This is a genomic window from Arthrobacter sp. yr096 (assembly GCF_900108925.1).
In the GTDB taxonomy this organism is placed as follows: domain Bacteria; phylum Actinomycetota; class Actinomycetes; order Actinomycetales; family Micrococcaceae; genus Arthrobacter.
The window spans coordinates 1-18598 of record NZ_FNYI01000004.1 but is presented as its reverse complement, the minus strand read 5'-3'; the positions used below and the strand labels follow the sequence as shown (position 1 = coordinate 18598).

Sequence of the window (18598 nt, the reverse complement as noted above, 5' to 3'; positions counted from 1 at the left end):
GGCGGGCGTCCGGCAGTCGGGCGGTTCAGGACCCTCCGGCCGGACCGGTCTGTGCGAGTTAGACCGGGAGTCGCTTGTTGTAATCCAGGGCCAGCACCGAGACGCCCATGACCACTGCGGATCCAACAAAGTACAGCAATGCCCAGGTGTAGGAGCCGGTGGCTCCGACAATCAGGCCTACCACAATCGGCGTGACGAATCCGGCAATGTTGCCACTGAAGTTCATGGCACCGCCCAGGACGCCGGCGTTGGTCCGGCCGCCAAGGATGGACGGAATGGACCAGAAGAGGCCAACCCAGCGCAGGAAGAACAGGACTACCGAGAGAAGCACGACGGCGGTGATCGGGTCTGCGACCACGGTGACACCTACCAGCCCACCCACCACGACGACGCTGGAGATGCCCAGCAGCGTACGCATGACGCGGTTGGCGGATGCGCCGGAGGCCCGCCACTTGTCTGCAATGATGCCGCCCAGGATTTCACCGACGAAGCCCGCGCCGAAGATGACGAACGTGGACCAGCCAATGGTCTTCAGATCGAAGCCCTTGGCCTGGGCCAGGTACAGCGGGCCCCAGGTCAGCAGCCCGTAGAAGACCCCATTGAAGCCAAGCCATCCGAAGCACATTGCCCAGAAGGACCGGAATTTCAAGTAGGGGAGGAGCGCACGCTTGCCTTGGGCGCCTTCCTTCGCGGCCTCGGCGTCGTCCTCGGCGTGGGAAGCCTCAATGTAGGCTGCTTCGGCCTCATTGACGCCTTTGTGCTGGCGGGGGTTGTCGCGGATGTACCACCAGACTGCCAAACCCATGAGGATGGTAGCGGCGCCGGCGATGATGAAGGACATCCGCCAGCTGCCGGTGGAGGCGATCAGCCAGGTGATGAGGATGCCGCCCAGGCCTGCACCCAGGGGAGCTCCGGCGTCGAGAATAGTGGCGCCGCGGCCACGTTCCTTCTTGTGCATCCAGATGGCGTTGAGCTTGCCGCCGGCGGGCATGACACCTGCCTCGGTGACGCCGATACCCAAACGGGCAATGAACATGCTGAGGAAGCCACCAGCGAAACCGGAGGCGGCCGTGGCCGCGCCCCAGCCGATGCAGGAGGCGGTGACCATTTTGCGGGGGCCGAACTTATCGATCAGCCAGCCGACCGGGATTTGCATGAGGGCGTAAGTCCAGAAGAAGGCTGACAACAAGAGCCCTACGAGCTCAGGTGGCAGGTTGAATTCCTTCTGGATGATGGGCAAGGCCACGGAGATGGATCCGCGGTCGATGTAATTGACTGCGACGAGGACCAGAAGCAGGATGAAGAGCTTCCAGCGGACGTTCGTGCGTCGCTGCACGCCGTCCTTGCCGGAGGTTGGCTCGTTTTCTTGGGTTTCCTCGGTTGCCAGTTGGGTGTTTTGGGGAGACACAGCTTCTCCTTCATTAGGAGTCAACGGGATGGAATGTCTTTTGGGGGGATGAGCCGGGCGGGATACCGCTGCAGCCTGACCCGTGCCGGCGGCAACTGTTGCGGTCCCTGCTCATCGATGGAGCGGGATCACAGCCGGAAGCGGATCATTTGGGATCCCGTTTTGGGATCCCAAAAACAAAGGTAGATGTGACCCGGCACACTGTCAAGGGGTTTGGTATACAGATCCTAAAAACCACATGTGACTGTTCCTGCTGTGATTCCTACGGCTTTTTTGCAATGGCAGGCCAGACCCCGGCGTTTCATTACGAAACGTCGGGTTTTGCTGGAGTAAACCTGAAAGGAGCGGTGCCTCGGCTAGCCGCGGGAGCCCTCCGTTGCTGCAGGACTGTATGCCAAAATTTCGGCGAGCTCAGCCAGCCGATGCGCTCGCGCCGATTCCGCCGGGCTGAACGGCTCGCCTGGACGGGAGAAGATCAGCGGCCCATGCCAGGCAGTCGGGATCTTGAGGATGTCGGTTGAGGGCCCGACGCCGGTAGTCACCCCGGGTGCCGGGCCTTCCGGGTCCGTCGCCACAACTTTTGCGGAAAGCAGCTCGGCGACAGCCATGGGAAGTTCCTGCGGATTCCCGGCGACCCGGGCGGCGAGGCTCAGCGCCTTGGTTTGGCCGTCTGCCATGGCCAAAGCAGTGGTGGGCCAGACATGGGACTCATGCCCGCCGCCGTCGTGCAGTGCTTTTAGCAGTTCCTGCTCGGTGACATTGCCCGGTGCGGAGAGAACGAACTCGTCCATGACCCGTTCATCGGCACCTGTCTGAGCGGAGAAGCCCGCGTGAGTTGAGCCGGTTCCGGTCATCGGATGGATATGAAGACTGAGGATATTGGCGTCCAACCTGGCGAGGGACAGCGTGACCTTCTGCAGGGACCCTGGCTGGTCCAACAGAACGGTCCGGGCGCGCCACAGGGCAGGAGCGAGGTGCAGTGTGCGCCGCTGACGGAGCGCCGGCGCGTGCAGCCATCGTCGGAGGACCTTGGCAGCGGACGGCTCAGCCACCCAGATGACCAATACCGTGGCGGTGACTGCCAGCAGCAGGACCTTGGCCACGTAGGGCAGATGGGTTCCAACCACAGCTGCATGGACCAGGAGTTCGATGGGAAGCATGACCGCGATGTTGGCGAGGGTGAGCCGGGCTTTGGAAGCTTCGGGCAATTGACCGCAGACATCACAGAGGAGATCCGCGGTGACGGGAGTGCTCGGGTTGGGCTTCATGTTTTCATGCTGCCCTGCCCCTGTTTCAGGCCGGTTGCCCTGCGGTCACGTTCCGGGGACAGGCAGGTTTCCGCGGACAGGACTGTTTCCGCAGAGGGCAACCGCTCCTTCCCAGTTGGTGCGCGCGGGGCCGGGCCGGAACCGCAAGAACCCGGCGTTCTCGCGGGGAGAACGCCGGGCTCAGGTCAAGCAACTGGGAAGGAACGCTCGCGACGAGCTGTCCGGTCTGGATGAGCTTCCCGTTTTAGCGGGTGCGGTCGGAATCCAGGTCTGAGTCGAGTTCCGAGATGTTGTTTGTGTCGCGCTGGGCGGCAGCTTCCTTCAGGAGGTCGCGGATTTCGGCCAGCAGTGCTGTGTCAGCAGGCAGCGGCTCTTCCTCCGGCTCCTCGGTGGAGAGGCGCTCCTTCACCAGGGAGTTAATCTTGTTCATCGGCGCCACGAAGATGAAGTACACCACGGCTGCAGTGATGACGAAGGTCACCAGGGCCGTCAGGACGGAGCCGAAATCAACGAACGTCGCGGGGTTGTTCTCCCAGATCTTGAAGCCCAGTCCTTCGGCGTTCATGCCGCCGGCCGCCGCGATCACGGGGTTGATGATGTGATTGGTAAAGGCTGCCACAAGGGCGGTGAAGGCACTGCCGATGACGACGGCAATGGCCAGCTCGATCACGTTGCCGCGAAGTATGAAGTCCTTGAAACCCTTAAACATGGATGGTCCTCCGATTGGGTGCGGGTGTCTGCCTCAGCAGTGATCAAAATACCACCCCGCGGTTTCAAGCGGGTGTCAATCGGGTGAGAGAGGGTTTGTTGGGAGGGGCCGGGGGGTGAGAGAGGGTTTGTTGGGAGGGGCCGGGAGGTGAGAGAGGGTTTGCGCCTTCTCTCACCCCCGGCCGACGGGCGGGCTATCAGGCGAGCAGCGCCCGGGTGTGGTCGTTGAGGAACATTCCGCGGGGGTCGAACTCCCGACGAACCTGGATGAACGTGTCCAGCTCCGGGTACAGGCGCTCCAGCCGGCTGCGGGTCATGAAGTGGATCTTGCCCCAGTGAGCGCGGGGTTCGAAGTCCTGCAGGACAGCGTCGGCGTCGCGGAAGAACTGCCAGTAGTCGGTGCCGGGTTCAGTGGTCAGGGTGATGACGGTACTGTCACGGCCCTGGAATTGGGACATGTAGGCGTCGTCGGACTTCACCCAGCGGACCTCCACCGGGTACTTCTGCTCTGGATACTTGCTGCGGATCAGGTCCTGGATGGCCTCGACGGCCACCAAACCATCCTCGCTGCGGACGAAGTACTCAAGTTCATGGAACTGCGTGGTGAATCCTCCGGGGTAGATCCGGTAGGAGCGGTCCAATCGTGCACCTTCCACGGAGGAGAGCTGGCTTTCGTCCTGAATCGAAGCAACGTTGTACCGCTTGGTGTAGCTGCGGCCACCCATGCTGTGATCCGGCGAGCCGGGGAGGTCCAGGAGTTCACAGGAGTCGTCCTCCGGGCACCAGAGGAACGAGTAGTGCCTGTTGTCATCGATGTCGGCCTGCCACGTGGATGCCGTTTCCGCCCAGGTGGGGTAGGTGATCTGTTCCTGCAGGTAGTACCTGTCCTCTACGGCCAGCTCGACTTCCAGGAAGATGCCCAAAGTACCCAGGGCCGTCTGCGCGGCGCGAAGTTCGCGCAGCTGGCCTTCGCCGATCTCCACGATCTCGCCGTAGCCGTTGATCAGCTTCACCCAGCGCAGTTTGGAGGAGAAGCTGCCCAGGTCTTTACCGGAGCCGTGGGTGCTGGTGGCCAGCGCCCCAGCGATCTGTTGCTTGTCGATGTCACCCTGGTTGCTGAGCGCCAAGCCCTTGTCCCACAGGGCATCACCGAACGCGTTGATGGTGGTCCCGGCCAGTGCCCGGGCCCGGCGCCCCACCCGATCAGTACCCGTGATGGCCGAGAGCCCGGACATGTCCATCAGGACACCGCCGGTCTGAACCAACGGTGAGGACGAGTGCCCTGAACCGGCCGCCCGCACAGGCAAGCCTTCGCGAATGGCGAAACGGACGGCGTCGAGCGCTTCTTGTTCATTCCTGGGCCGCACGGTGAAGGCCGGAGTCGCGCTCTGGTTACCGCCCCAGTTGGTCCACGTAACGTCCGTGGTGAAGGGGACCGTGGGAGTGGCGGCGGCCGGTGCGGCCGCCGCCCGGGGAACATGAGTGGTCATGGTGAAAGCTCCGTTGCTTGTCTGTACGCTTACGCGCCGTGGTTGATCATGACGTGCTTGGTGCGCGAGTAGTCATCCAGGGCGTAGAGCGAGAGGTCGCGGCCATAGCCGGAACCTTTGAATCCGCCCCACGGTACCTCGCAGGCCAGGACCAGGTGCGCATTGACCCAGACCGTGCCGAAATCCAGCTGCTTGGGAATCCGAAGGGAAAGGCTGGAATCCTTGGTCCACACCGAGGCCGACAAGCCGTAGGGGCTCTCGTTGGCACGTGTCACCGCTTCCTCGGTGGTGCTGAAGGTTTCCACCGTAACGACGGGTCCGAAGATCTCGTGCGTGGCGATGTGCGCGCCGGCTGGAACGTTGCTGATGACCGTGGGCTCAATGAAGTACCCGGGACCTTCCAGGGCCGATCCGCCCAAGGCGATGGTGAGCCCTGCGGCCCGCGCTTCTGCCAGGGATTCCTTGACCCGCTCGTAGTGGGGGAGCGAGATCATGGGGCCGATTTCGACGTCGTCACCCGCCTCGGGATCGCCGATCACCAGGGTGCTGACCTCACGGACCAGGTGCTCAGTGAATTCTTCGGCTACGGACTCGTGCACCAGGACGCGGCAAGCAGCGCCGCAGTCCTGGCCGGCGTTCCAGAAGCCTGCGTTCCTCACGCCGGCAGCGGCGGCGCGGAGGTCGGCGTCGGGGAAGACAACAACAGGAGCCTTGCCGCCGAGTTCCAGGTGGACGCGCTTGACGGACTTCGCGGCGGTTTCGGCCACCGCCTGGCCGCTGACGACGCTGCCGGTCAGAGCCACCAACGCAATGTCCGGGTGTTCGGACAACCGCTGCCCAACCGTCCGGCCGCGACCTGTGACCACGTTGAGGATGCCATCAGGAATACGTCCGGCCAGCACTTCCACCAGCTTAAGCGTGGACAGCGGGGTCTGTTCGGAGGGCTTGATGACAATGCTGTTGCCGGCCGCGAGGATGGGCGCAATCTTCCAGGCGGCCATCAGCAGCGGGTAGTTCCATGGAGTGATGACGCCCACCACACCCACGGGTTCGCGAAGGATCACCGAGGTGTGGTCTGTGGCGTAGTCGCCACCCGCCATGGAGGTCAGCGTTCGCGAGGCGCCGGCCATGAAGCGGAAGGTGTCGATGGTGCTGGAGACATCGTCCTCAGACACAGCCTGCGGCTTGCCGGTATTGGCCGACTCGATGGCCTGGAACGCCTGGCGGTTCTGCTCGATGATGTTGGCGATCAGGTTCAGGACATCAGCGCGTTCCTTCGGGGTGGTGGCAGCCCAGGTCTTTTGGGCGACGACGGCGGCGGCAACAGCGGCGTCCACATCATCGGCGGTGCCCGCCTGGACCGAGGCGATGACCTGCTCCGTGGTGGGATCCACGACGTCGATGGACTGGCCCGAGGATCCCGGGACGAAGGATCCGTTGATGAAGTGCCCTGTTGGTGGCAAGGGGAGCGACAGGTTGGGGACGTGGTCAGGGGTAGGGCGTCGGACGGTGAACTGTTGGGTCTGGGTGGCAGTCATGATGCTTCGCTTTCAGATGAGGGGCTGGTCAGATGAGGGGGGCTGATCAGATGAGGTCTGGGGTGAGGGCAGTTGCGGGAAAGGGGGCGGCTTCTGTCTTCTTGCCGAAGACCCGGGCAGCGACGTAATAGAGGGGCGCGACCACCACAAGGCCGACGATCCACGAGATGTCCACGCCGCCCATGGCCGCGGCCAAGGGGCCCGTGTAGATGGCCGTTGCCGAGAACGGGACCTGGATCAGGGCACCCGCTATGTAGGAGCCGATGGCCACCCAATTGAACCGCCCGTACACGCCGCCGTCGCGCTTGAAGAAGTCTTCAACCCGGTAGTCGCCGTGCCGCAGAAGGTAGTAATCCACCAGGTTGATAGCCGTCCAGGGAACCAGGACGTACATCAGGAAGGACAGGAAGTTGGTGTAGAAGAGGATGAAGTTGTCGCGGGCGAACAGGGCGATGGACACTGCGACGACGAAGAGGATGATCGCGGCAATGCTGCGGGTCTTGGCACGCGGCAGCCAGCTCGGCTTGAACGTCTGGCCGATGGTCAGGGTGCATAGGACGCCGCAGTACAGGTTCATGGCGTTCGACGCCGCGACCCCCAGGCAGAAGATGCCCACGATGATCAGGGTCCAAGGCTGGAGCAGGGCGCCCAGGCTGCCGACAATTTCCACATCGCCGGTGCTCATGGACACGGCCAGGGTGCCCACCAAGGCGCCGAGGATCATGGGGAACAGAGTTCCCAGCACGCAGCCTGAGTAGGAGGCCCAGAAGGCCGGGGCCGAGCCAGTGCCTTGCGGCATGTAGCGAGAGTAGTCGGAGACGTAAGGCGCGTAGGCAAGCTGCCACAGGGCCGAGACGGAGATGGTGCCCATGAAGCCCACCCAGTTGAAGTTACCGGTCTCCAGGAAGTTGCCGGGCAATCCGTGGACCACCAGAATCCAGCCAAAGGCCAGCAGGAGGGCCAAGCCGGCGGCGACACTCAGTACGCGTGCATAGGCGTGAATGAGGCGGTAGCCGAAAATCGTGGCGATGACACTGACCACCCCAATGATGATGATGCCCGCGTCAACGCTGATACCGGGGCTCACGGCGGCCATTGCTTCGCCACCGAACACCAGGTTGGCGGCAAAGAAGCCGACGTACATGACCACCACGATGACCACGATCAACAAGGCACCGAACGAGCCGAACTGGCCACGGGTCTGGATCATCTGTGCCACGCCCAGCTGCGGGCCTTGGGCGGAGTGCAGCGCCATGAAGATGCCGCCCACGACGTTGCCGATGATGATGCCCGCGATGGCCGGGACGAAGCCCAGGCCGAACACCGTGGTGGCTAGTCCGCCGGTCACGATGGTCATGATCATGATGTTGGAACCGAACCAGATGGTGAAGAGGTCCCTTGCCTTGCCGTGACGCTCGTTGGCCGGGATGGGCTGGATGGTTTTGTCCTCCAGCCGGGGAACCTCAGTTGTTGGGGCGGTGCTCATGACAGGGTCCTGGTAGCCGAGGCCAGTTCACGAACAGTGGTGGCCTTGCTGCGGTTCACCATCAGGCCCAGGAGGTCGAAGACCAGAGTGGCTGCGGCTACCGTGGTGATATCCGCATGGTCGTACGCCGGAGCGACTTCGACGACGTCGGCGCCCACGATGTTGATGCCGTTCAGTCCGCGGAGCAGGGCCAGGAGTTCCCGGGAGTGGAGCCCGCCCATCTCCGGGGTGCCTGTGCCGGGCGCAAAGGCCGGATCCAGGACATCGATGTCGATGGAGACGTAAACCGGGGTGTCTCCCAGCCTGTCCTTCACGCGTTGGATGGCCGCCGGAACGCCGATCACGTCCAGGTCCGAGCAACGGATGATCTGGAAGCCGAACTCGTGGTCGCGGAGGAAATCGTTGCGATCATAGACCGGTCCGCGGATTCCCACATGCATCGACTTGTCCTCCACAAGGAGACCTTCCTCAAAGGCGCGGCGGAAGATGGTGCCGTGCGTGATGGGCTGATCAAAATAGGTGTCCCACGTGTCCAGGTGCGCGTCGAAGTGCAGCAGCGCAACCGGGCCATGGACCTTGTTCAAAGCCCTCAGCATGGGCAGCGCGATGGTGTGGTCGCCACCGATGGAAATGAGGCGCTTGTCTTCGCTCATCAAAGGCAAAGCCTGCTCTTCGATCTCCCGGACAGCCCGGGTGATGTCGTAGGGGGTGCAGGCGATGTCACCGGCGTCCACCACCTGAGCTTCGTACACAGGCTCAACGTCGAGCTCCGGGTGGTAGCCGGGACGGAGGAGGCGGGATGCTTCGCGGACTGCGGCAGGACCGAAACGGGCGCCGGGCCGGAAGGAGGTTCCGCCGTCGAACGGGACGCCGACGATCGCGATGTCGTAATCCGGGACGCGGTCGATTTGGGGGAGGCGGGCGAAGGTACCGAGGCCTGCATACCGGGGGACTTTGGTTGCGTCGACAGGGCCGATGGGCTGGTGCGTTGTCATTGACGGATCCTTGGGGTGAGGGGTGCTCGCCGTTGAGCGGGAAGTAAGTAATTCCATTCTTGGTGACGCGGATCACTGCGGATAGCGCTACATTGACTACAAATGGTCGAGGCGTTTAGACGAATGTCTAAGTGTCGCTTGATACGGCAGCCAGAACGCCGTCAACGCAAGGAATCGGAGCGCAACTATGGCAATTACCGTGGCCGAACTCGTTGCCGAGCCACAGCTGGGCCTCACCCTCCTTGCCGGTGCGGACGGCGCCGATAACCGGATCACCTGGGCGCACACCTCGGACCTACCCAGGCTGTGGGAGTGGGTCACCGGCGGGGAGCTCATGATGACCAACGGCCTCTCCATTCCCCCTGATGCAGCCGGCCAAGTAGCGCTCGCCGAGGCCCTGGTGGACAGTGGCGCCAGCGCACTGGCGATCGGTGAAAAGATGCACGCACCGCCGCTAACGGACGAGTTCCTGGAGGCCTGCAACCGGCTCCCGCTGCCCCTGATCAACATCCCGTATCCGCTGCCGTTCATCGCCATAGCCCGTTCGGTTGCCGAGTCTTCGCTGCTCGAAGAGTCCCGCCGTTTACGCCAAACAGCCCGCGTTTATGATCTTCTCCGCACTGCCGGAGCGTCCGAGGACCATTGGCAGAGCCTCGTCCAGCGGCTATCAACCGAACTCGACGCGGAACTCTTCGTGGTGGACCGCCGCTGCCTCCACCCCTGGCATCCCGACGGCAAGGTACTTCCCGGGTTCCTCACCGATGCGTGGGCACCGTTGTCCGGGCAGGTGGGCCTGGCGGGAAAGAACTTCCAGTGGCACCGGATCCGCGGCAGGCATGTGCTGACCATGGACATCCCCACCCATGCCAACGCGCTCTTGGTGGTGCTGCCCAACAGCGAACCGCACCCGGACGCCGTCGTACTTCTTCATGCCGCAACGGTGTTGGGACTGCAGCTCTCGCGCATTGTCCTGTCGCTGGAAGGCCGCCACCGCTTGGCCGGCGAGTTCCTGATGCAAGCCATGGATGGACGTTTGGGTGTGGCCGAGATGGAGAGCCGGCTGACGGCTTTTGACGTGCCGGCCCAGGGCTTCGTGCTCGCGACCATGTCAGCGGACGCTTCCGGCGTGGCGGACGACGGCGGCGGGCTGGCTGACGTGCACATCGAACTGTGGCGGCACGGGGTTGCGTCGGCGTCCTTGAAGCGGAACAACAGGCTCCACGTGGTGGTTCCGGCCGATGTGCCCGACGACGTCCTGGTCCATTGCGGAGGAACTGACGCCGCGATCGGGATCAGTGCGCCGGCGGCCGTCGGCGCTATACAGCGGGCGTTGCAGGAGTCCCTCTGGGCGCTCGGTTCAGCCAGGGCCAACAAGCTGGGGTTGGCCCGGTACGCGGAGGGGCCGTCATGGCTTGGGCTCACGGGTTTCGAGGAAGGAACTGCGCTGGTCCGGCGTCTCCTGGGACCGATTTTCGACTACGAGCAGGGCCAGGACGGTGATCTCATCGTCACGCTGAGGACTTACCTGGACTCGCAGCGGTCGTGGCAAAAGACAGCTGCCGCCCTGTTCGCGCACCGGCAAACCATCATCTACCGGATCCGGAAAATCGGTGAACTGACGGGGCTGGACATGGGTGAAACCTCAACCGTGGCACAGCTGTGGTTCGCGTTGCAGATCCACGAGGCCATGCAGCAGTAACGTCACCTTGCTTGCGCTTTCTCAAAATAACCCGCTATGGTGTGAAGCGTGTCACTCAGGTGACGCAACGCTTTTGATCTGCGGCGGGAGAGTCCTGCCGGTACATCCAGTCAGGCGCCGTAGGAGCAAATCCTCCCCAGGAATCTCTCAGGCCCATGTACCGCCGCGGTTAGGCAACTCTGGAAAGCAGTCCGGGCAACCGGGCTCACCGACGGTGCAAGCAGGCAATCATTCCTGCGGAATCTCTCAGGTCCAATACAGAGCGGGGAGGAACCCCACATCATCGTGGCGCTCACTGGGCGCCTGAATCATGGAGTTCCTCTTGACTGTTCAATCAACCCCCACCGCCTTCGCGGACCGGCACATCGGCGCCCGTCGCCAAGCCGACGTTGACACCATGCTCAAGGCCATCGGCTACGACTCTGTCGACGGTCTGGTGGATGTCGCCGTCCCCGATTCCATCCGCCAGGACACTGCCCTCAAGCTCCAGGATGCCCTCACCGAGGTGCAGGTTCTCGCCGAGCTACGCAAACTGGCGTCCAAGAACAAGACCGCCGTGCAGATGATCGGCCAGGGCTACTACGACACCGTGACCCCGCCCGTTATCCGCCGCAACATCCTGGAAGCTCCAGCCTGGTACACGGCCTACACGCCGTACCAGCCCGAAATTTCCCAGGGCCGCCTTGAGGCTCTCCTGAACTTCCAGACTATGGTGCAGGACCTCACCGGACTCCCCGTGGCGAATGCTTCCCTGCTGGATGAAGCCACGGCCGTAGCTGAGGCCGTGCTGCTGATGCGCCGGGCCAACAAGAACAAGACGGCGAAGGACGGCAAGACCGTCCTGGACGCCGACCTCCTTCCGCAGACCATCGCCATTGTGAGGGGCCGCGCCGAGGCGCTGGGCTTCGAGGTTGAGATTGCGGACCTGTCCGCCGGACTTCCCGACGGCGACATCAACGGTATTGTCCTGCAGCAGCCCGGGGTTTCGGGCCGTGTGTTTGACCACTCCGGAGTCATCGCCGACGCCAAGGAACGCGGTGCCCTGGTCACGGTTGCCGCCGATTTGCTGGCGCTCACCCTCATCACGCCCCCGGGCGAGCAAGGTGCGGACATCGCCGTCGGTACCGCGCAGCGTTTCGGTGTGCCGCTGTTCTTCGGCGGCCCGCACGCTGCCTACATGGCCGTCCGCGAAGGCATGGAGCGCACGCTTCCGGGCCGCATCGTGGGCGTTTCCAAGGACAACGCCGGCGTACCGGCCTACCGTTTGGCGCTGCAAACCCGTGAGCAGCACATCCGCCGTGAGAAGGCCACGTCCAACATCTGCACCGCCCAGGCGCTGCTCGCGATCGTCGCCTCGATGTACGCCGTGTACCACGGTCCCGAGGGCCTGAAGGCGATCGCCGAAACAGTCCACGGACACGCCCGCGTTTTGGCTTCGACCCTGCAAAAGGCTGGCCGCGAACTCGTGTCCGAGGCCTTCTTCGACACCCTCACCGTCCGCGTTCCCGGCAAGGCGGACAAGGTCATCGCCGCCGCCGAAGCCCGCGGCATCAACCTGCGGCTGATCGACGCCGACACCGTTGGCGTTTCGGTTGATGAAACCACGACGCCGGAAGTCCTCTCCGCAGTGGCCGTTGCCTTCGGGGCCGGTCCAGTGGGGGACGCCTCCGGGTTCGAACTGCCCGCATCCGTGGTCCGCACCTCCGATTTCCTGCAGCACCCGGTGTTCAACACGCACCGTTCCGAGACGCAGCTGTTGCGCTATATCCGCAAGCTGTCAGACCGGGACCTCGCGCTGGACCGCACCATGATCCCGTTGGGTTCATGCACCATGAAGCTCAACGCGACTGCTGAGATGGAAGCCATTTCCTGGCCGGAGTTCGCCTCGATCCACCCGTTCGCTCCTGACCACCAGACGGCGGGTTGGCGTGAACTGATCGAGGATCTTGAAGCGGACCTCACGGAGATCACCGGCTACGACCAGGTCTCCATCCAGCCCAACGCCGGTTCGCAGGGCGAGCTCGCAGGCTTGTTGGCGATCCGCGGCTACCACCTGTCCCGTGGCGACGAGCAGCGCACTGTCTGCCTGATCCCGGCTTCGGCCCACGGGACCAATGCTGCCTCAGCAGTGCTGGCCGGCATGAAGGTTGTTGTGGTGGCTACGGCTGCTGACGGAACCATCGATCACGCGGATCTGACGGCCAAGATCGAGGCGAACAAGGACGTCCTGTCCTGCATCATGATCACTTACCCGTCCACGCACGGTGTGTACGACGCCGATGTGCGCGAGGTATGCGACGCCATCCACGCAGCCGGCGGCCAGGTGTACGTTGACGGTGCGAACCTTAACGCGCTGGTTGGTCTTGCCCAGCCGGGTAAGTTCGGCGGCGATGTCTCGCACCTGAACCTGCACAAGACCTTCTGCATCCCGCACGGTGGCGGCGGTCCGGGCGTTGGCCCGGTTGCTGCGAAGGCACACCTGGCTCCGTTCATGCCGGGCGACGCGAACAAAGCGGCGCACGAGGAAGGGCGCGGCGTGGCCATCTCGGCGTCGCGTTATGGCTCCGCCGGCGTGCTGCCGATTTCCTGGGCTTACGTGAAGCTCATGGGTGGCCAAGGGCTGACGGAAGCCACCAAGTCTGCTTTGTTGGCAGCGAATTATGTTGCTTCGCGCTTGGATGAGCACTTCCCGGTTTTGTACACGGGCGAGGGCGGACTGGTAGCCCACGAATGCATCCTGGACCTCCGCGAGCTGACCGCCCGCACGGGTGTCACGGCCGAGGACGTGGCCAAGCGCCTCATCGACTTCGGCTTCCACGCCCCCACGCTGGCCTTCCCGGTGGCGGGCACCCTCATGGTGGAGCCCACCGAGTCCGAGGACCTGGCGGAGATCGACCGGTTCATCGAAGCCATGATCACCATCCGTGCCGAAATCGAGCAGGTGGCCAGCGGTGATTTCACTGTGGAGAAGTCGCCGCTGCGCAACGCGCCGCACACGGCTGCCGCCGTCGTAAATTCCGGCTGGGACCGCGACTACCCGCGTGAGCAGGCAGCGTTCCCCGTCCACCACCTCAAGCAGGACAAGTACTTCCCGCCGGTCGGCAGGATCGACGGCGCCGCAGGTGACCGGAATCTTGTGTGCTCCTGCCCGCCCCTCGAGGCATTCGAGAACACTGCTGACTTCGAAAACTAAGGACTCCTGACATGTCTGAGAATTACACCGCTCTTTACGAGCAGCACAAAAAGGCCGGCGCCTCTTTCACCGATTTCGGCGGCTGGCAGATGCCCCTGAAGTACGAGTCCGAGCTCGCCGAGCACCACGCGGTCCGCAAGACCGCCGGCCTGTTCGACCTCTCCCACATGGGCGAAGTCTGGGTCACCGGCCCCGACGCGGCTGCTTTCCTGGACTACGCCCTGGTGGGCAAACTGTCCGCCATCGCGGTGGGCAAAGCCAAGTACTCGCTGATCTGCAACGCAGACGGCGGCATCATCGATGACCTCATTACCTACCGCCGTCCCTCTCCCGAAGAAGGTGTGGACAAGTACCTGGTGGTGCCCAACGCGGGGAACGCGAAGGTAGTTGCTGCTGCGCTGAAGGACCGTTCTGCCGGGTTCGACGTCGTGGTGGAAGACGCGTCGGCCGAGACCTCGCTGATCGCAGTGCAGGGTCCGAACGCTGAAGCGATCCTGCTTGCTCTGGTCCCGGCCGAACAGCACGCGCTGGTCACCGAACTGAAGTACTACGCAGCGGTTGAGGTCTCCATCAACGGTCAGGATTTGCTGCTCGCCCGCACCGGATACACCGGCGAGGACGGCTTCGAGATCTACCTCCCCAACGTCGATGCTGCTGGCCTTTGGGAAGCGCTGCTCGACGCCGGCGACGGCCACGGTCTCATCCCGGCCGGACTCGCTGCCCGCGACTCCCTGCGACTGGAAGCCGGGATGCCCCTCTACGGCAACGAGCTTTCCCGCCACGTCAACGCCTACGCTGCAGGGTTGGGCCCGGTGGTTTCCCTCGCCAAGGAAAGCGACTTCATCGGCCGCGATGCACTGACAGCCATCAAGGCCGCCGGCGTCGGATCCACTCTCGGCCAGAAGCTCGTGGGCCTCAAAGGCGCCGGACGCCGCGCCGCCCGCGCCCACTACTCGGTCCTCAAGGACGGCTCCCTGATCGGTGAAGTCACCTCCGGCCAGCCAAGCCCGACGCTCGGTTACCCGATCGCCTTGGCGTATGTCGACGTCGAGCATTCCGAACCGGGCACCATCGTGGACGTCGACCTCCGCGGCAAGGCCGAGCCGTTCGAAGTCGTGCAGCTGCCGTTCTACAAGCGCCAAAAATAGCCCGGCGGGAGTGGCCGGTGACTCATCGAAGCCCGGCGGAGCCGACCTCCTCTGCGGGCTCGGTCGCATTAGCGCCCGCTGGGCGGACGCGATGCTCCCTTGGACGCCCACCCCTAAGCGCTGGTTGATTTGTCAACCTGCCGCGGGTGATCTTGAAAGTTTTCAGTTAGTGAGAGAAGGAATCTTATGAGCAAGGTAGTTGCTGAATTGAAGTACTCGGCTGAGCACGAGTGGGTTGCCGTCGATGGGGACGGGCCGGTGGGAATCGGGATTTCCGCGGTGGCCGCTGATGCCCTGGGCGACATTGTGTACGTGGACCTGCCCGAGGTTGGTTCCACCGTCACCGCGGGGGAGACCTGTGGCGAGGTGGAATCGACGAAGTCGGTCTCAGACCTGTACTCGCCGGTGACCGGTGAGGTGACCGAGATCAACGACGCCGTCGTCACCGATCCCGCGCTCATCAACAACGATCCCTACGGTGCCGGCTGGCTGTTCAAGGTGGCCGCCACGGAAGAAGGGCCGCTCATGTCGGCCGAAGAATACGCTGCAACGAATGGTGGAGAGCTGTGAACCCGGTATCTGTGACTGACTACCAGCAGGTGGTGTCGGCGTCGCTGGATGCCCAGCTGTCCGAGCTGGACCCCGAGATCGCTGCGAAGATCGACGACGAACTGGGTCGCCAGCGCGACGGCCTGGAAATGATCGCGTCCGAGAACCACACAGCCGTCGCCGTGATGCAGGCCCAAGGATCGGTGCTGACCAACAAGTACGCCGAGGGTTACCCGGGCAAGCGCTACTACGGCGGCTGCGAGCACGTAGACGTGATCGAGCAGCTGGCCATCGACCGCATCAAGGAACTGTTCGGTGCCGAGTACGCGAACGTCCAGCCGCACTCGGGTGCGCAGGCCAATGCCTCGGTGATGCACGCACTCATCAAGCCGGGCGATACCATCATGGGCCTGAACCTGGCCCACGGCGGGCACCTCACCCATGGCATGCGGATCAACTTCTCCGGCAAGCTCTACAACGTGGTGCCCTACGGAGTCCGCGAGGACACCCACACGGTGGACATGGCCGAAGTGGAGCGCTTGGCGCAGGAGCACAAACCGGCACTGATCGTGGCTGGCTGGTCCGCCTACGCGCGGCAGCTGGACTTCGCTGAATTCCGCCGGATTGCCGACTCCGTTGGCGCTTACCTCATGGTGGACATGGCCCACTTCGCCGGCCTGGTGGCTGCCGGGCTGCACCCGTCGCCGGTCCCGCACGCGCATGTGACAACGTCCACCACGCACAAGACCCTCGCCGGTCCGCGCGGCGGCATCATCTTGTCCAATGACGCCGACATCGCCAAGAAGATCAACTCGGCCGTCTTCCCGGGCCAGCAGGGCGGACCGCTGGAGCACGTGATCGCCGGGAAGGCAGTCGCGTTCAAGATCGCTGCCTCCGAGGAGTTCCGTGAGCGTCAGGAGCGTGTCCTGGCGGGCTCTCATATCCTCGCCGAGCGACTGGTTCAGCCCGACGTTGCCGCCAAAGGCATCTCCGTTGTCTCCGGCGGCACCGATGTGCACCTGGTCCTGGTTGACCTGCGTGACTGCGAACTCGATGGCCAGCAGGCTGAGGACCGCCTCGCCGCGATCGACATTACCGTCAACCGCAACGCCGTCCCCTTCGACCCGCGCCCGCCCATGGTCACCTCCGGCCTCCGGATCGGCACCCCGGCGCTTGCCACACGCGGCTTCGGAGAAGCGGCCTTCCGCGAGGTTGCGGACATCATCGCTGAGGCATTGATCGCCGACGCCGACGCGGACCTTTCCGGGCTGCGTCACCGCGTCGAGGTTCTAGCTGCGGCGCACCCGCTCTACCCGGGGGTTGCGAACCTGGGCTGAGCCTCTTGGGTGGCCCGTCGGAGCTGGCATCCTCCGCGCGCTCGGTTCGAAGGTGTCTTCTTGTGGCCGATTCGGGGGTTCCCTGCTGGGTGTGCCGTGCGCACGGCATGTTTGGCAGCGAAGCCCCGAAATGGGTGGTCGGCTCAAGGGCTGGGGCCCGAGGGCCCGGGTGGACCTGACGGCTCGACCGTTGCGAAGGGCTCACGTTTTTTGATCTACCCGGGTGCGGCATTTGCTGGGAACGAATGCCGCACATAAAAACCGGGTTGGAGGTTCGCACTGGGACCTCCGGGGGCTGGGCCTGCCTTGGCTCGGGAATTGGCCCGGCCCCACATTCTTTTTCTTGTTTCACTCTTCCCTGAAAGGGATCCCGGCCATGGCTGTTGGTGTTTTCGATCTGTTCTCTGTGGGTATTGGTCCGTCGAGTTCGCATACTGTGGGGCCGATGCGTGCTGGGGCGGTGTTTGCTGCTGAGCTACGTGATTCCGGTGTGCTCGATTCCGTCGCCGCCTTACGGGTTGATCTCTATGGCTCCTTGGCCGCGACAGGTAAGGGGCATGGGACCTTCACTGCTGTCCTGCTGGGGCTCGAAGGGTTTGAACCCGAGAAGATCCTGCCGGATGAGGTGGAGGAGCGGCTGGCTTCCATTGCTGACACAGGGAAGCTCAACCTGGCTGGCGGCGTGCTCCTCGACTACGCCCTGGAAGACATGATCCTGCACCCGTTGACGGTGTTGCCGCGGCATACGAACGGGATGAAGTTTGCTGTCTCTGACGCGGAGGGGAACGTGCTGCGGGAGGCGACGTTCTTCTCTGTGGGTGGTGGGTTCATTGTCCGGGACGGCGAGGAGGACGCGGCCCGGGAGGAGCTTGAGGAGTCGAAGAAGGAGTTGCCGTTGCCGTTCAGGACGGCGGCGGAGTTGTTGGGCCGGTGCGCGTCCAAGGGTTTGGGGATTTCCGACATCATGTTCATCAACGAGCGTGCCAGCAGGTCTGAGGAAGAGATCCGTGATGGTCTCCTGCATATCTGGTCGGTGATGGAAGCCTGTGTTGAGACCTCGTTGAAGCGTGAAGGCGTGCTGCCGGGTGGGTTGAAGGTCCGTCGTCGTGCTCCTGACTGGTTGGAGCGGCTCCTGAAGGAGGACAAGGACCGGAACGATCCGAAGTACTGGCAGGAGTGGGTGAACCTGATCGCCCTGGCGGTGAACGAGGAGAACGCGACTGGTGGCCGGGTGGTGACGGCGCCGACCAATGGTGCTGCGGGGATTATTCCGGCGGTGTTGTATTACGCGTTGAACTACGCGCCGGGCATGGACAAGGCCACCCAGGCGGACCGGGATGATGTGGTGGTGAAGTTCCTGCTCGCTGCCGGTGCGGTGGGTGTGTTGTATAAGGAGCAGGCGTCCATTTCGGGTGCTGAGGTGGGGTGTCAGGGTGAGGTGGGTTCGGCGTCGTCGATGGCTGCCGCTGGTTTGGCCGAGGTGATGGGTGGTACGCCGGGGCAGGTGGAGAACGCTGCGGAGATCGCGATGGAACATAACCTGGGGCTCACGTGTGATCCGATCGGCGGGTTGGTGCAGATCCCGTGTATTGAGCGGAACGCGATCGCGGCGGCGAAGGCGATCAACGCCGCGAAGATGGCGTTGTGGGGGGACGGGACGCACCGGGTCTCCCTCGATGAGGTGATCGTGACCATGCGCGAGACGGGCAAGGACATGTCCCATAAGTACAAGGAAACCGCGATGGGCGGCCTGGCCGTCAACGTCGTCGAATGCTGAGT

The 18598-nt window shown here is 63.7% G+C and carries 13 protein-coding genes and 1 riboswitch; of the genes, 6 read left to right on the top strand and 7 right to left on the bottom strand.

Features of this window, described 5'->3' with window-relative positions; genetic code table 11:
• Window positions 1-58: 58 nt before the first annotated feature.
• The 7 genes from BMY91_RS10980 to speB all read right to left on the bottom strand — a co-directional run bounded on the left by BMY91_RS10980 (window position 59) and on the right by speB (window position 8893).
• Window positions 59-1408, bottom strand: coding sequence for an MFS transporter (locus BMY91_RS10980; RefSeq protein ID WP_254779877.1), 1350 nt, complete (start codon window positions 1406-1408; stop codon window positions 59-61).
• A gap of 356 nt (window positions 1409-1764) precedes the next feature.
• A complete protein-coding gene (locus BMY91_RS10975) occupies window positions 1765-2676 on the bottom strand; it encodes an ACT domain-containing protein (RefSeq protein WP_090821815.1) in 912 nt (303 codons plus the stop codon).
• Between the two features lie 244 nt (window positions 2677-2920).
• Complete coding sequence (mscL, locus tag BMY91_RS10970) at window positions 2921-3385, bottom strand: large conductance mechanosensitive channel protein MscL (RefSeq protein ID WP_090821813.1); 465 nt, start codon at window positions 3383-3385, stop codon at window positions 2921-2923.
• A 196-nt stretch (window positions 3386-3581) separates the two neighbouring features.
• Window positions 3582-4874 (bottom strand): D-arabinono-1,4-lactone oxidase, encoded by a 1293-nt coding sequence (locus tag BMY91_RS10965; protein ID WP_090821811.1) that lies wholly within the window; start codon window positions 4872-4874, stop codon window positions 3582-3584.
• Between the two features lie 29 nt (window positions 4875-4903).
• Complete coding sequence (locus BMY91_RS10960) at window positions 4904-6412, bottom strand: aminobutyraldehyde dehydrogenase (RefSeq protein ID WP_256212697.1); 1509 nt, start codon at window positions 6410-6412, stop codon at window positions 4904-4906.
• A 46-nt stretch (window positions 6413-6458) separates the two neighbouring features.
• Window positions 6459-7898 carry a purine-cytosine permease family protein gene (locus BMY91_RS10955; protein WP_090821809.1) on the bottom strand — a complete coding sequence of 480 codons (1440 nt, stop codon included), beginning with the start codon at window positions 7896-7898 and terminating at the stop codon, window positions 6459-6461.
• Window positions 7895-8893 carry an agmatinase gene (gene speB, locus BMY91_RS10950; protein WP_175538711.1) on the bottom strand — a complete coding sequence of 333 codons (999 nt, stop codon included), beginning with the start codon at window positions 8891-8893 and terminating at the stop codon, window positions 7895-7897. The genes BMY91_RS10955 and speB overlap by 4 nt, the downstream gene beginning before the upstream one ends.
• Window positions 8894-9080: 187 nt before the next feature.
• Here speB and BMY91_RS10945 point away from each other — a divergent pair, with 187 nt between their 5' ends.
• The 6 genes from BMY91_RS10945 (at window position 9081) to BMY91_RS10920 (ending at window position 18596) form a co-directional block, all read left to right on the top strand.
• On the top strand, window positions 9081-10592 hold the full coding sequence (locus BMY91_RS10945; RefSeq protein WP_090821805.1) for a PucR family transcriptional regulator: 1512 nt from the start codon (window positions 9081-9083) through the stop codon (window positions 10590-10592).
• 74 nt (window positions 10593-10666) lie between these two features.
• Window positions 10667-10765, top strand: a riboswitch (glycine riboswitch).
• 149 nt (window positions 10766-10914) lie between these two features.
• Window positions 10915-13785, top strand: coding sequence for an aminomethyl-transferring glycine dehydrogenase (gene gcvP, locus BMY91_RS10940; protein WP_090822573.1), 2871 nt, complete (start codon window positions 10915-10917; stop codon window positions 13783-13785).
• Between the two features lie 11 nt (window positions 13786-13796).
• Window positions 13797-14933 (top strand): glycine cleavage system aminomethyltransferase GcvT, encoded by a 1137-nt coding sequence (gcvT, locus tag BMY91_RS10935; RefSeq protein ID WP_090821803.1) that lies wholly within the window; start codon window positions 13797-13799, stop codon window positions 14931-14933.
• A 186-nt stretch (window positions 14934-15119) separates the two neighbouring features.
• Window positions 15120-15503: a glycine cleavage system protein GcvH gene (gene gcvH, locus BMY91_RS10930; protein WP_090821801.1), complete on the top strand. Its 384-nt coding sequence runs from the start codon at window positions 15120-15122 to the stop codon at window positions 15501-15503.
• On the top strand, window positions 15500-16819 hold the full coding sequence (glyA, locus tag BMY91_RS10925) for a serine hydroxymethyltransferase (protein WP_090821800.1): 1320 nt from the start codon (window positions 15500-15502) through the stop codon (window positions 16817-16819). Before gcvH ends, glyA begins: the two co-directional genes overlap by 4 nt.
• Window positions 16820-17195: 376 nt before the next feature.
• Entirely contained in the window at window positions 17196-18596 is a 1401-nt protein-coding gene (locus BMY91_RS10920) for an L-serine ammonia-lyase (RefSeq protein ID WP_090821797.1), read from the top strand.
• Window positions 18597-18598: the final 2 nt, after the last annotated feature.